This is a genomic window from Streptomyces rubrogriseus (genome assembly GCF_027947575.1).
Classification (GTDB): domain Bacteria; phylum Actinomycetota; class Actinomycetes; order Streptomycetales; family Streptomycetaceae; genus Streptomyces; species Streptomyces rubrogriseus.
Map to the genome: position 1 here is coordinate 7,431,306 of NZ_CP116256.1, position 13,415 is coordinate 7,444,720.

Genomic DNA, 13,415 nt, shown 5'->3' on the forward strand with positions numbered 1-13,415 from the left:
GAGCGGTCCTTGACCGTAAACACGCGCCACCCCCGGCGGCAAACATCGAAATGCGGACGGATGGTGAATGTCCGTCCACGTTTCCGTATTACCGTCGTCCCGCGTTCAGTCGTCGGATTCCGAAGAACCGCTGGTCGAAGCCGTCTGCTGGAACAGCCATTCGGATTTCAGCTCGGCATATCCGGGCTTGATGACGTCATTGATCATGGCCAGTCGTTCATCGAAAGGAATGAACGCTGATTTCATCGCATTGACGGAGAACCACTGCATGTCGTCGAGCGTGTAGCCGAATGCCTCGACCAGGTGCTCGAATTCCCGGCTCATGCTGGTGTGGGACATCAGCCGGTTGTCGGTGTTGACGGTGGCCCGGAAGTGCAGCCGGCGCAGCAGCCCGATGGGGTGCTCGGCGTAGGAGTCGGCGGCGCCGGTCTGGAGGTTGGAGCTGGGGCACAGCTCCAGCGGGATCCGCTTGTCGCGGACGTAGGAGGCGAGCCGCCCGAGCTTGACCGAGCCGTCCTCGTGGACCTGGATGTCGTCGATGATGCGCACCCCGTGCCCGAGCCGGTCGGCGCCGCACCACTGAAGAGCCTGCCAGATGGACGGCAGCCCGAAGGCCTCGCCGGCGTGGATGGTGAAGTGGTTGTTCTCCCGCTTCAGGTACTCGAAGGCGTCCAGGTGCCGGGTGGGCGGGTAACCGGCCTCGGCGCCCGCGATGTCGAATCCGACCACGCCCAGATCGCGGTAGCGGTTGGCGAGTTCGGCGATCTCCAGGGAGCGGGCCGCGTGCCGCATCGCGGTGAGCAGGGCGCCGACCCGGATGCGGTGGCCGTTGTCCCGGGCGCGCCGCTCGCCCTCCCGGAAGCCCTCGTTGACGGCCTCGACGACCTCTTCGAGGGTCAGCCCCTTCTCCAGGTGCTGCTCGGGGGCGTACCGCACCTCGGCGTAGACGACGCCGTCCTCGGCGAGGTCCTGCGCGCACTCGGCGGCGACCCGGACCAGCGCGTCGCGGGTCTGCATGACGCCGACGGTGTGGGAGAAGGTCTCCAGGTACCGCTCCAGGGACCCGGAGTCGGCGGCCTGCCGGAACCAGGTGCCGAGCAGGTCGGCGTCGGTTTCGGGGAGGTCCCCGTAGCCCGTCTCGCGGGCGAGTTCCACGACCGTGCCCGGCCGCAGACCGCCGTCGAGGTGATCGTGCAGCAGGACCTTCGGCGCCCGGCGGATCCGGTCCGGCGACGGTGTCTTCGAGACGGTCGCGGTATGCGTCGCGCTGCTCGCCGCGGCGCTCTTCTCGGTGCTTTGGCTCGTCATTTGCGCACTCTAACTCCTACGCGCGTAGAACACCGGGCGAATGCCCGGACCCGATGCGCTGTACGGACTCCCCGATATGTAACGGTGACCGCGCGGAAGGGTTCCGTACACCCGGTCTTCTGAGAATCTTCTGCCATGGCACAGCAAGCGACGCCGGTCCGTCGGGCCCGGCTGGGGCGGACGCTCGGTCCGGAGGGGACGGCGGTGAGCGGTGTGGTGCTGCTGCTCCCCGAGGGCGACGAGGTCTCCGACCGCAGGCCCTCCGCGCTGCTCGCGGCCGCGTCCGTGCGCGCGTTGGGGCGCAGGCTGGCACGCGCGGGCCGGGAGGAGGGTCTGGCCACGCATGTCGTGCACTACCGCTACCGCGGCTGGAACGGCGCCGAGGCCCACCTCGCCCGGGACGCCGAGTGGGCCGCCGACGAGGCCGTACGGCGCTACGGCGACGTACCCGTCTGCCTGGTCGGCACCGGAATGGGCGGCCGGGCGGCGTTGCGGGCAGCGGGGAACGAGGCCGTCAACTCGGTGCTGGCGATCGCCCCTTGGCTGCCGGAGGACGACGTGGCCGCGCCACCCGAACCGGTGAAGCAGCTCGCCGGGCGGCAGGTGCTGATCGTGCACGGCACCAACGACGGCCGCAGCGACCCGGAGTTGTCCTTCCGGCTCGCCTCCCGGGCGAAGAAGGCGAACCGCGGTGTGTGCCGGTTCGAGGTGCACTCCGACGGCCACGGGCTGCGGCAGTACCGGGACGAGGTCACCGCGCTGGCCGAGGACTTCGTGATGGGCGTGCTGTTCGGGCAGTCCTTCTCGCGCCCGGTGGAGGACGCCCTGGCCGCTCCCCCGCCGCTGGGACTGCGGATGCCGTTGGCGGCGGGGTTCGGGAAGTCGCTGCGGCGGTAGGCCCCCCGTCGCGAGGTTCAGGACGGCAGGAGGCTCCCCCGCCGTGACAGCAGGAACCTCTTGAACGCCGCGACGGGCGGCGTGTCCGTGCGTCCCGCCAGCCAGGCCACGCCGATCTCGCGGGCGGCGCGCGGGGCGGTGACCGTCAGTTCGACGACGCCGGGGCGGGGCACGGCGGGCGGCGGCAGCAGGGCGACGCCGAGACCGGCCGCGACCAGGCCGCGCAGCGTCTCCGCCTCCTCCCCCTCGAAGGCCACCCTGGGCCGGAAACCGGCCTCCTTGCACAGCGCGTCGGTGATGCGCCGCAGGCCGTAGCCGGGCTCCAGGGTCACGAAGATCTCGTCGGCGGCCTCGGCGAGGCGGATGCGCCGGCGCCCGGCCAGGGAGTGGTCGGCCGGGACGACCAGGCGCAGCTTCTGCTCGTCGAGGCGGCGGGCGACCAGGTCGGGGGCGTCGGGGACCGGGGAGGTGAGGCACAGGTCCAGCTCCCCCGCGCGCAGCCGCTCCAGCATGGCCTCGCCGTAGTTCTGCACGAGGCTGAAGCGGACCCGGGGGTGGTCGGCGCGGAAGGCGTGCAGCAGGCCGGGGACGGTCTCGGCGCCCATGGTGTGCAGGAAGCCGAAGGCGACCTTGCCGGTGGCCGGGTCGGCGTCGGCGCGGACCTCGTCGGCGGCCCGCTCGACCTCGGCGAGGGCGCGTTCGACGGAGCCGAGGAAGGTGCGCCCGGCGACGGTCAGCGCGAGGGTGCGGCCGCGCCGGACGAACAGGTCGACGCCGAGGTCCTCCTCCAGGCGGACGAGGGCGCGGGAGAGGGTCGACTGGGGGACGTTCATCTCCTGGGCGGCCCGGGTGACGTGCTCGGTGCGGGCCACGCCGGCGAAGTGCGCGAGGCGGGGCGCGAGCAGCGCGACGATGTCTTCTGTGTCACCGGACGGTGACAGGCGGGGCCGTGAGCTTTGCTGATGCACCATGGGAACGATTATGGCCATTCCATGCATTGGACGGATGAGTAAGGGGCTTCGTACCTTCGTGGCATGACTCCCGCCGATACCGGGGCGTCCACGGTCGTGGACGCCGCATCCGCCGCCTCCGACTCCCTCGCGTCCTCCGACTCGCGCATGGCGCCGGGCGGCCCCGGCTACCGCCGGATGAGTTTCGCGCTGTTCCTGGCGGGCGTCGCGACCTTCGCGCTCCTCTACTCCACCCAGGCCCTGCTGCCGCTGATCTCCGGCGACCTGGGCGTCACGGCGAGCGACGCGAGCTGGACGGTGGCCGCCGCGACCGGTGGCCTCGCGGTGTTCGTGCTGCCGATGAGCGCGCTGTCGGAGCGGTTCGGACGGCGTACGGTCATGACGGCGTCGCTGGCGGTCGCGGTGACCGTCGGGCTGCTGGTGCCCTTCGCCCCGTCGCTGCCGGCGCTGGTCGCGCTGCGGGCGGTGCAGGGCGCGGCGCTGGCCGGGCTGCCGGCCTCGGCGACGGCGTACCTGGCGGAGGAGGTGCGGCCGCGGGCGCTGGTCACCGCGATCGGCCTGTTCGTGGCGGGCAACAGCGTGGGCGGGATGAGCGGCCGGGTGATCACCGGCTGGGTCGCCCAGGAGTGGGGCTGGCGGGTCGCCGTCGGGGTGATCGGCCTGGTCGCGGTGGCCTGCGCGGTGGCCTTCCGGCTGCTGCTGCCGGCGCCGAAGCACTTCACGCCGGGCTCGCTGCGCCCGCGGGTCCTGGTCCGCACGGTCCGCGACCACCTGGCCGACCCGCTGCTGCGCCGCCTGTACGCGATCGGCGCGCTGTTCATGACGGTGTTCGGCGGCGTCTACACGGTGATCGGCTACCGCCTGACCGAGGCACCCTTCTCCCTCCCGCAGGGTCTGATCGGCTCGATCTTCCTGGTCTACCTGGTCGGCACGGTCTCGGCCTCGACGGCGGGCCGGCTGGTGGGCCGCCTGGGCCGCCGCGGCGCGCTCTACCTCGGCGCCGGTACGACGGCGGCGGGCCTGCTGCTGTCCCTGGCGCCGTCCCTGCCGCTGGTCCTGCTCGGCCTGGTGCTGATCACGGCGGGCTTCTTCGCCGGGCACGCGGTGGCGTCCTCGGCGGTCGGCAAGACCGCGCAGCACGGCCGGGCCCAGGCCTCGGCGCTGTACCAGTCCGCCTACTACGTGGGTTCCAGCGCGGGCAGTACGGTCGGCGCGGTGGCCTTCCACTCCGGCGGCTGGGCCGGCACGGTCGCGGTGGGGGTGCTCGCGGTGCTGGGCGTCGTGGCCATCACGGTCTCCGGGTCGCTGGCGGCCCGCCGCCAGGCCGCGGTCGCGCCCGTGAGGGCTCTGGGCCTGCCGCGCTGACCTGCGCCTTTCTTGACTGCACAGGCCATTGTCAGTCCCCTGCGGTAGCTTCCGAAGTGCGAGGCGCGAAGACGCGCACGACGGGACGCCACAGGGGTGGGTGGACGATGACCAACGGCACCGTGACGACGGAGCTGGACTCCGCGCTGGAGAAGCACCGGCCCGAGCTGACGGGGTACTGCTACCGGATGCTCGGTTCCTCCTTCGAGGCCGAGGACGCCGTGCAGGACACGCTGGTCCGCGCCTGGCGGAGCTACGACAAGTTCGAGGGCCGCTCCAGCCTGCGCTCGTGGCTGTACCGGATCGCGACCAACGTCTGCCTGGACATGCTGACCGCGGGCAACAAGCGGGCGCGTCCGATGGACCTGACGGAGGCGACACCGCTCGCCCAGGCCGCGCTGTCCCCGCGCCCGGACCACACCTGGCTGGAGCCGATGCCCGACGCCCGTGTGCTGCCGCAGACCGCCGACCCGGCCGAGGCCGCGGTCGCCAAGGAGTCCGTGCGGCTCGCCTTCATGGCCGCCCTCCAGCAGCTGCCGCCCAAGCAGCGGGCGGTGCTGATCCTGCGCGAGGTGCTGGCGTGGCGGGCGAGCGAGGTCGCCGAGCTGCTCGGCACCTCGGTCGCCTCCGTCAACAGCGCGTTGCAGCGCGCCCGCGCGACACTCGCCGAGCGGGCGGACCGCGGCGCCGACGCGGCGGTGTCGGACCCGTTGGACGAGGAGCAGCAGAAGCTGCTGGAGCGCTATGTCGCGGCCTTCGAGGGCTACGACATGACGGCGCTGACGGCGCTCCTGCACGAGGACGCGGTCATGACGATGCCGCCGTTCGACCTGTGGCTGGCCGGCCCGGCGGACATCACCGGTTTCATGACGACGCTCGGCGCCGCGTGCGCCGGGTCGCGGCTGCTGCCGGTCCAGGCCAACGGGCTGCCGGCCTTCGCGCACTACAAGCCGGACCCGGAGGCGGGCGGCTTCGCGCCGTGGGCGGTCCAGGTGCTGGAGATCTCAGAGGGCCGCATCACCGGGTTCCACTGCTTCCTCGACACCAAGCGGTGGTTCCCGCTCTTCGACCTGCCGCTCCGTCTCGAAGCGGAGGCCGACGAGGTCCAGTAGGGCGTGCAGGGCCGGATCGGGGTCGCGCAGCCGGATCCGGCCCCCGGCCCGCCGGGCGGTGAGCTCCAGCCGCGCCAGCAGGTCGACCACGGCGAGCCCCGGCGGCCCGAGACCGCCGACGTCGCAGACGACCACCCCGGCCCGGGTGCTTTCCAGCAGCGCGCGCACCTCGTCGCAGAACCGGGGCGTCTCCCCTCGGGAGACGGGCCCCGGCAGCACGAGTACGGCGGGTGTCACGGCGTCCACGTGCGGTAGACCCGGCGTCTGCCGGGAAATCATCGGTGCCCGCCGCCGGAGATCGCAGCAGAGATCACATTGACGTGCGCGGACTCCGCCCCGGAGGGTTTGCTGCATGCCCCACGCATCCCCTCCGTCTCCCCGTGCCATATCGTCCCCGGTCCGCCCGCTCGGCGGGGAGGTGCCGTGCAGGGGGTGCTGACCGGCTTCGCGGTCATCGCGGTGGTGATCGGCGTCGGCTATGTGCTCGGCCTGCGCGGCCATCTGGGCCCTCAGGGCCGCGAGGTGCTGACCAAGCTCGCCTTCCACGTGGCCTCCCCGGCCCTGCTGTTCACCACGCTGGCGACGGCCGACCTGTCGGTGGTCTTCTCCGCCCGGCTGCTGGTGACGGCCCTGTCCACGGTGGCGGTGGCCGGTGCGTTCGTCGCGGTGGGCGTCGTACGGGGCTGGGGTGTGGGCCGTACGACGATCGGCGCGCTGTGCTCCGGCTACGTCAACTCCGGCAACCTCGGCATCCCGATCGCCGTGTACGTCCTGGGCGACACCTCGCTGGTGGCGCCGGTGCTGCTGTTCCAGCTGGTGCTGGTGACGCCGGTGGCGGTGACGATCCTGGACCTGTCGCGCGGGGGCGCCGGGGGCACCCTGTGGCGGCGCCTGCTGACGCCGCTGCGCAATCCGATCGCGCTGGGCTCACTCGCCGGGGTCGCGGTCGCCGCGAGCGGCCTCGAGGTGCCCGACCCGGTCATGGACCCGGTGACGCTGATCGGCAACATGTCGGTCCCGGCGGTGCTGCTGGCCTTCGGCATCGGCCTGTGCGGCTCCACCATGCCGCTGCGGGGCGTGGAACGGCGGCCGGTGCTGCTCGCGGTCGCGCTGAAGGCGGTGGGCCAGCCCGCGGTGGCCTGGGCGCTGGCGTCCGGAGTCTTCGGTCTGCGGGGCCCCCAACTCCTCGACGTGGTGGTGACGTCGGCGCTCCCCGCCGCGCAGAACCTGTACACCTACGCGTCGACCTACGGGGTCGGCGAGCGCCTGGCCCGCGACGCCATCCTGGTCTCGACGGTGGTGTCCGTGCCGGTGCTGGTGGGAGTGGCGGCGGTGCTCGGGTGAGTCAGGCCTCGGGGAACTCACCGGTGTCGATGGTCAGGTCGAAGGGTGCGGGGAGCGTGAGGGAGTCGCCGAACTTCGCGGCGCTCAGCACCCGGTAGACATCACCCTTCGGTTCGCCGTACAGCGTCGCGGTGGGGCCGCCGGGTGCCCAGCGGTCGACGAGCAGGTAGAGGGGGATCCCCGCGGTGGCGCAGGCGGCGGGCTTGCCGATGCGGTCGTGCCGGGCGTCGGACTTGGAGGTGACTTCGACGACGAGCTCCGCGAGGGCGGCGGGGATGTGGGTGTCGGACTCCGTGTGATCCGGCAACTGGGTCACCACAAGATCCGGGATCAGCATCCCGAGGCGAGACGGCACCGATAGCGCGAGGGTCTGATAGATCCCCCATCGGTCAGGGATCACCGCGTACAGACGGCGCTGAATGCGATCGGTGATGTCGTTGTGAGGCAGTCCCGGAGCTGGTGACACGGTGATGATCCCCTCGATGATCTCCACCTTGCTGCCCTCGGGCCAATCCATCTCCTCCCAGAACCGGACGAGGTCGTCCCAGTTCTGGTCGGGCTCCTGGCTCACGGTGAGTGCGCTCATGGCGGTTCTCCTATCGGTGCGTCACCGATCCCAGCATGCCGAACGGGACCGGCACTGGTCTACCGGTCCCGTTCACCCGTACGAGGAAACCGCAGGTCAGGCGATGCGTTCCCGCACCACCGGCGAGGCGGTGAAGGGCGTGCCCGCCGGGGCCACGTCGTACGCGCCCTCCACCGCCGCCAGCGCGTACTCGAAGCGGTCCGGGGTGTCCGTGTGGAGGGTGAGGAGGGGCTGGCCCGCGGTGACCGTGTCGCCGGGCTTGGCGTGGAGTTCGACGCCCGCGGCGGCCTGCACCGGGTCCTCCTTGCGGGCGCGGCCCGCGCCCAGGCGCCAGGCGGCGACGCCGATGTCGTAGGCGTCGAGGCGGGTCAGGACGCCGGAGGCGCCCGCCTTCACCACGTGCTGCTCCTTCGACGTGGGCAGGGCCGCGTCCGGGTCGCCGCCCTGGGCCGCGATCATGCGGCGCCAGACGTCCATCGCGGAGCCGTCGGCCAGTGCCTTCGCCGGGTCGGCGTCCTTCAGGCCCGCCGCGTCGAGCATTTCGCGGGCCAGGGCCAACGTCAGCTCGACCACGTCCGCCGGACCGCCGCCCGCCAGGACCTCGACCGACTCGCGGACCTCCAGGGCGTTGCCCGCGGTCAGGCCGAGGGGGGTGGCCATGTCGGTGAGGAGCGCGACCGTCTTCACGCCGTGGTCGGTGCCGAGGCCGACCATCGTGGAGGCCAGTTCGCGGGCGTCCTCGATGGTCTTCATGAAGGCGCCGGAGCCCACCTTCACGTCCAGGACCAGCGATCCGGTGCCCTCGGCGATCTTCTTGGACATGATGGAGGAGGCGATCAGCGGGATCGCCTCGACCGTGCCCGTCACGTCGCGCAGCGCGTACAGCTTCTTGTCGGCCGGGGCCAGACCGTCGCCCGCCGCGCAGATCACCGCGCCGGTGGTGTCCAGGACGTCCAGCATCTCCTCGTTGGACAGGAGGGCGCGCCAGCCGGGGATGGACTCCAGCTTGTCCAGGGTGCCGCCGGTGTGGCCGAGGCCGCGGCCGGAGAGCTGCGGGACGGCCGCGCCGCACGCCGCCACCAGGGGTGCGAGGGGCAGGGTGATCTTGTCGCCGACGCCGCCCGTGGAGTGCTTGTCGGCGGTCGGGCGGGACAGGGACGAGAAGTCCATGCGCTCGCCCGAGGCGATCATCGCGGCCGTCCAGCGGGCGATCTCGCCGCGGTTCATGCCGTTGAGCAGGATCGCCATCGCGAGCGAGGACATCTGCTCGTCGGCCACCTCACCGCGCGTGTAGGCGTCGATGACCCAGTCGATCTGCTCACCGGTCAGCTCGCCGCGGTCCCGCTTGGTGCGGATGACGGAGATGACGTCCATGGCCATGTCTGGCTTTCCTAACGCGAGTTACTACTTGGTGAGGTGGTCGGGGCCGAAGGCCTGCGGGAGCATCCGGGACAGGGGCAGGATCCCCTCCGGGGTCTCCAGGAGCAGCTCCGGGCCGCCGAACTCGTACAGGAGCTGGCGGCAGCGGCCGCAGGGGACGAGTACCTCGCCCGCGCCGTCGACGCAGACGAAGTGCGTCAGCCGGCCGCCGCCGGTCACCTGCAACTGGGAGACCAGCCCGCACTCGGCGCACAGGCCGATGCCGTAGCTGGCGTTCTCCACGTTGCACCCGGTGACGGTGCGGCCGTCGTCGACGAGGGCGGCGGCGCCCACGGCGTACCCCGAGTAGGGGGCGTACGCCCGGGACATCGCGTCCCGGGCCGCCGTGCGCAGCTCCTCCCAGTCGGCCCCGGTCACTTGCCCTGGCCCTTGCGGTACTGCATGCCGTCCGCCTTGGGCATCCGCAGCCGTTGCGCGGACAGGGCGAGGACGACGAGGGTGACGACGTACGGCGTGGCGGAGACGACCTGGTTGGGGACCTCGTTGGTGCCGGCGTACCAGGCGAAGACCAGGGCGCCGACGACGAAGGTGATAGCGGCCTTGACGTACTTCTTGCGGATCACCAGCCAGATGGCGCCGGCGACCAGCAGCAGCGCGCCGAGCAGCAGCAGGGCGTGCACGTTGGCGGAGCCGCCGCGCAGGTTGAGGCTGTCGGTGTAGCCGAAGAGGCCGGCGCCGATGGCGAGGCCGCCCGGCATCCAGTTGCCGAAGATCATCGCCGCGAGGCCGATGTAGCCGCGGCCGCTGGTCTGGCCCTCCAGGTAGAAGGGGTTGGCCACGATGGACAGGAAGACGCCGCCGAGGCCGGCCAGGCCGCCGGAGATGATCACGGCCAGGTACTTGTACTTGTAGACGTTGACGCCGAGGGACTCGGCGGCGATCGGGTTCTCGCCGCAGGAGCGCAGCCGCAGGCCGAACGGGGTGCGCCACAGGATCCACCAGGTGGCGGGGATCAGGGCGACCGCGATCAGGGTGAGCCAGGAGACGTCGGTGACCAGGCCGCCGAGCAGGCCCGCGATGTCCGAGACGAAGAACCAGTGCTGGTCGTTGAGGCTGTCCAGCCAGCCGGACAGGCCCGGGATCGAGAAGTGGCCGAGGGAGTCGACCGGCGGGGACTGCTTGGCGGAGCCGCCCTGGTGGCCCTCGAAGGCGAGCGGGGCGAGGTAGCGGGTGGCGCCGAGGGCGAGGATGTTGATGGCCACACCGGAGACGATGTGGTTGACGTTGAAGGTGATCGTGACGATGGCGTGCAGCAGGCCGCCGAGGCAGCCGCCGACGATGCCGACGAGGACGCCGGTCCACGGACCCCACTGGAAGCCGGCCCAGGCACCGAACCAGGTGCCGAGGATCATCATGCCCTCGAGGCCGATGTTGACGACGCCCGCGCGCTCGGCCCACAGGCCGCCGAGACCGGCGAGGCCGATCGGCACGGCGAGCTGGAGGGCGGTGGACATCTGGCTGACGTTGGTGATGCCGTTGGCGCCGGTGATCAGGCGGACGATCGAGGTCAGCGCCAGGGCTCCGGCGATGACCAGGAGCAGCACGGGCCACGACATGCGGCGGCCGGTCGGTGGTGCGTGCTCCAGCGACGGCTGGTTGACGTCGGTCGCTGTGGTCGGAGCGGTCATCGGCCGGCCACCTCCTTCTTCGAGTTGTCGGTGGCGCCGAGGACGTGTCCGGCGGCCAGCTCCGCGCCGACCCGGCGCTGCTGGCGGCGCAGGCCCCACTCGCGGACGGCCTCGTAGGAGACGACGACGGAGAGGACGATCAGGCCCTGCATGATGACCGCGATCTCCTTGTCGTACCCGTGGAAGTCCAGCTCGGGGCTGGCCTTGTCGAGCCAGGCCCACAGCAGGGCGGCGAAGGCGATGCCGACCGGGCTGTTGCGGCCGAGCAGGGCGATGCCGATGCCGAGGAAGCCGATGCCGGTGGGGAAGTTGAGGCTGTAGGTGTGGGTGTCGCCGAGCAGGATCGGCAGGCCCGCGAGACCGGCGAGGCCGCCGGAGATCAGCATCGCGGTGAGCACCATGCGCTTGGGGTCGACACCGCTGGCCGCGGCGGCGGACTCGGAGGCGCCGGAGGCGCGCAGGTCGAAGCCGAAGCGGGTGCGGTTGAGGACGAGCCAGTAGCCGATGCCGAGGAGGACGGCGAGGACCACCAGGCCGTAGATCTCGCCGGCCGCGCCCATGTCGATGCCGGGGATCCAGCCGGACTCGTGCATCTCGCCGGTGGTGTTGTTGTTGCCGATCTTGACGCCGAAGACGTCGGGCAGCCACAGGTAGCCGATGACGGCGGTGGCGATGGAGTTGAGCATGATCGTCGCGACGACCTCGCTGACTCCCCGGGTGATCTTCAGGACGCCGGCGATGCCGGACCAGAAGGCGCCGGTGAGAACGGCGGTCAGGAGGAGCAGCGGGACCTGGAGGCCGGCCGGCAGGTTGGCGTGGGCGCCGACGATCGCGGCCATCATGGCGGCGAGCTGGTACTGCCCGTCGACGCCGATGTTGAAGAGGTTCATCCGGAAGCCGATGGCCACCGCGAGGGCCGCGATGTAGTACATCGACGCCTGGTTGATGATCAGGACCTGGATGTCGGAGAATCCGGCCTGCTCGAACATGAGGGCGAACGGTTCGACCGGGTTCTTGCCCGAGGCGATCAGGACGATCGCACTGAGCACGAAGGCCACGGCGAGCGCGATGACCGGTCCGGCCACCGCGAGGAGCACGCGCTCCTTGTCGAACTTCTTCATCAGCGGGCCTCGTCTTCCGGAGACTCGGGGGACGCGGGCGACTCGGGCGACGCGGGGGGCGCCGCGGACTTCGGGGAGCCGGTCGCGCCGTCCGGGGTCTCGGGGTTCTCTTCGTCTTCCAGGTGTCCGGAGGCCGCGCCGGTCATCGCCGAGCCGAGCGCCTCGGGGGTGATGGTGGCCGGGTCGGCGTCCGCGACCAGCTTGCCGTCGTAGATCACCCGGAGGGTGTCGGACAGGCCGATCAGCTCGTCCAGGTCGGCGGAGATCAGCAGCACGGCCAGGCCCTCGCGGCGGGCCTCGCGGATGTGGTCCCAGATCGCGGCCTGCGCGCCGACGTCCACACCGCGGGTGGGGTGGGCGGCGATCAGGAAGCGCGGCTTGTGGCTCATCTCGCGGCCGACGATCAGCTTCTGCTGGTTGCCGCCGGACAGCGAGGCGGCGGTGACGTCGATGCCGGGGGTGCGGACGTCGTACGTCTCGACGATGCGGCGGGTGTCCTGCTGGGCGTTCTTGAGGTCCAGCCAGACCCCCTTGCTGTTGGGCTTCTCGGTGACGTGGCCGAGGATGCGGTTCTCCCAGAGGGGGGCCTCCAGGAGCAGCCCGTGGCGGTGGCGGTCCTCGGGGATGTAGCCGACGCCCTGCTCGCGGCGCTTGCGGGTGGGCAGCGCGGTGATGTCCTGGTCGAGGAAGCGGATGGAGCCGGAGTCGGCGTGGCGCAGCCCGATGAGCGCGTCGACCAGCTCGGTCTGGCCGTTGCCCTCGACGCCGGCGATGCCGAGGATCTCACCGGCGTGGATGGTGAAGGAGATGTCGTCGAGCAGGGCCTTGCCGCTGGGCGCGGCCAGGCGCAGGGTGTCGACGGTGAGGACCGCGCGGTCGGTGACCGTGGACTCCGCCGTCTCGGGGGTGGGCAGCTCGCTGCCGACCATCAGCTCGGCGAGCTGGCGGGGCGTGGTCTCGGCGGGGACGGCCGTGCCGACCGTGGTGCCGCGGCGGATGACGGTGATCTCGTCGGCGACCGAGAGGACCTCGCCCAGCTTGTGGGAGATGAAGATGACGGACAGGCCCTCAGCCTTCAGCTCGCGCAGGTTGTCGAAGAGGGCGTCCACCTCCTGCGGCACCAGGACGGCCGTGGGCTCGTCGAGGATCAGCGTGCGGGCGCCGCGGTAGAGGACCTTGAGGATCTCCACCCGCTGGCGGGCGGCGACGCCCAGCTCCTCGACGAGGACATCGGGGCGCACGCCGAGGCCGTAGCGGTCGGAGAGTTCCTTGATCTTGCGGCGGGCCTTGGCGCCGATGCCGTACAGCTTCTCGCTGCCGAGGACCACGTTCTCCAGGACCGTGAGGTTGTCGGCGAGCATGAAGTGCTGGTGGACCATGCCGATGCCGCGCACGATGGCGTCGGCGGGCGAGGAGAAGGCCACCTTCTCGCCGTCGACCGCGATGGTCCCCTCGTCCGGCTTCTGCATGCCGTAGAGGATCTTCATCAGCGTCGACTTGCCGGCGCCGTTCTCGCCGACGAGGGCGTGGACGGTGCCCTTGCGGACGGTGAGGTGGATGTCGTGGTTGGCCACGACTCCGGGGAAACGCTTGGTGATCCCGGCGAGTTCGACGGCGGTCACCGGTTCGTTGACCGCCGCTCC

General features: G+C 71.5%; 13 protein-coding genes. 4 read left to right on the top strand and 9 right to left on the bottom strand.

Translation table 11 applies throughout. The features are described 5' to 3' along the window. Nucleotides 1-105: 105 nt before the first annotated feature. The gene (locus Sru02f_RS33305; protein WP_109034469.1) at nt 106-1,308 is read right to left on the bottom strand and encodes an adenosine deaminase; all 1,203 of its coding nucleotides are present in this window, start codon (nt 1,306-1,308) and stop codon (nt 106-108) included. Nucleotides 1,309-1,443: 135 nt separating this feature from the next. Between Sru02f_RS33305 and Sru02f_RS33310 the strand changes: the two genes are divergently transcribed. Next, nucleotides 1,444-2,205 (top strand): alpha/beta hydrolase, encoded by a 762-nt coding sequence (locus Sru02f_RS33310; protein WP_109034467.1) that lies wholly within the window; start codon nt 1,444-1,446, stop codon nt 2,203-2,205. A 17-nt stretch (nt 2,206-2,222) separates the two neighbouring features. On the opposite strand, the gene Sru02f_RS33315 is transcribed toward Sru02f_RS33310, so the two are convergent. Further along, a complete protein-coding gene (locus Sru02f_RS33315; protein WP_003974076.1) occupies nt 2,223-3,176 on the bottom strand; it encodes a LysR family transcriptional regulator in 954 nt (317 codons plus the stop codon). Between the two features lie 63 nt (nt 3,177-3,239). On the opposite strand from Sru02f_RS33315, the gene Sru02f_RS33320 reads away from it, so the two are divergent. Continuing rightward, the gene (locus tag Sru02f_RS33320; RefSeq protein WP_109034465.1) at nt 3,240-4,541 is read left to right on the top strand and encodes an MFS transporter; all 1,302 of its coding nucleotides are present in this window, start codon (nt 3,240-3,242) and stop codon (nt 4,539-4,541) included. Nucleotides 4,542-4,648: 107 nt separating this feature from the next. Continuing rightward, entirely contained in the window at nt 4,649-5,653 is a 1,005-nt protein-coding gene (locus tag Sru02f_RS33325; protein ID WP_109034463.1) for a sigma-70 family RNA polymerase sigma factor, read from the top strand. Here Sru02f_RS33325 and Sru02f_RS33330 read toward each other — a convergent pair. Beyond that, nucleotides 5,546-5,932, bottom strand: a complete 387-nt coding sequence (locus Sru02f_RS33330; RefSeq protein WP_109034461.1) for an STAS domain-containing protein — start codon at nt 5,930-5,932, stop codon at nt 5,546-5,548. The genes Sru02f_RS33325 and Sru02f_RS33330 overlap by 108 nt on opposite strands. A 144-nt stretch (nt 5,933-6,076) precedes the next feature. Between Sru02f_RS33330 and Sru02f_RS33335 the strand changes: the two genes are divergently transcribed. After that, the gene (locus Sru02f_RS33335; RefSeq protein ID WP_109034459.1) at nt 6,077-6,997 is read left to right on the top strand and encodes an AEC family transporter; all 921 of its coding nucleotides are present in this window, start codon (nt 6,077-6,079) and stop codon (nt 6,995-6,997) included. A gap of 1 nt (nt 6,998) precedes the next feature. Here Sru02f_RS33335 and Sru02f_RS33340 read toward each other — a convergent pair whose 3' ends face one another. The 6 genes from Sru02f_RS33340 to Sru02f_RS33365 all read right to left on the bottom strand — a co-directional run bounded on the left by Sru02f_RS33340 (nt 6,999) and on the right by Sru02f_RS33365 (nt 13,394). After that, entirely contained in the window at nt 6,999-7,583 is a 585-nt protein-coding gene (locus tag Sru02f_RS33340) for a Uma2 family endonuclease (protein WP_109034457.1), read from the bottom strand. A gap of 96 nt (nt 7,584-7,679) precedes the next feature. After that, complete coding sequence (locus tag Sru02f_RS33345; protein WP_174855186.1) at nt 7,680-8,957, bottom strand: thymidine phosphorylase; 1,278 nt, start codon at nt 8,955-8,957, stop codon at nt 7,680-7,682. A 30-nt stretch (nt 8,958-8,987) separates the two neighbouring features. Continuing rightward, nucleotides 8,988-9,380 (bottom strand): cytidine deaminase, encoded by a 393-nt coding sequence (locus Sru02f_RS33350; protein WP_003974083.1) that lies wholly within the window; start codon nt 9,378-9,380, stop codon nt 8,988-8,990. Then, complete coding sequence (locus tag Sru02f_RS33355; RefSeq protein WP_109034454.1) at nt 9,377-10,651, bottom strand: ABC transporter permease; 1,275 nt, start codon at nt 10,649-10,651, stop codon at nt 9,377-9,379. Before Sru02f_RS33355 ends, Sru02f_RS33350 begins: the two co-directional genes overlap by 4 nt. Continuing rightward, nucleotides 10,648-11,772, bottom strand: coding sequence for an ABC transporter permease (locus Sru02f_RS33360; protein WP_109034452.1), 1,125 nt, complete (start codon nt 11,770-11,772; stop codon nt 10,648-10,650). Before Sru02f_RS33360 ends, Sru02f_RS33355 begins: the two co-directional genes overlap by 4 nt. After that, a complete protein-coding gene (locus tag Sru02f_RS33365; RefSeq protein WP_109034450.1) occupies nt 11,772-13,394 on the bottom strand; it encodes an ABC transporter ATP-binding protein in 1,623 nt (540 codons plus the stop codon). Before Sru02f_RS33365 ends, Sru02f_RS33360 begins: the two co-directional genes overlap by 1 nt. Nucleotides 13,395-13,415 lie beyond the last annotated feature (21 nt).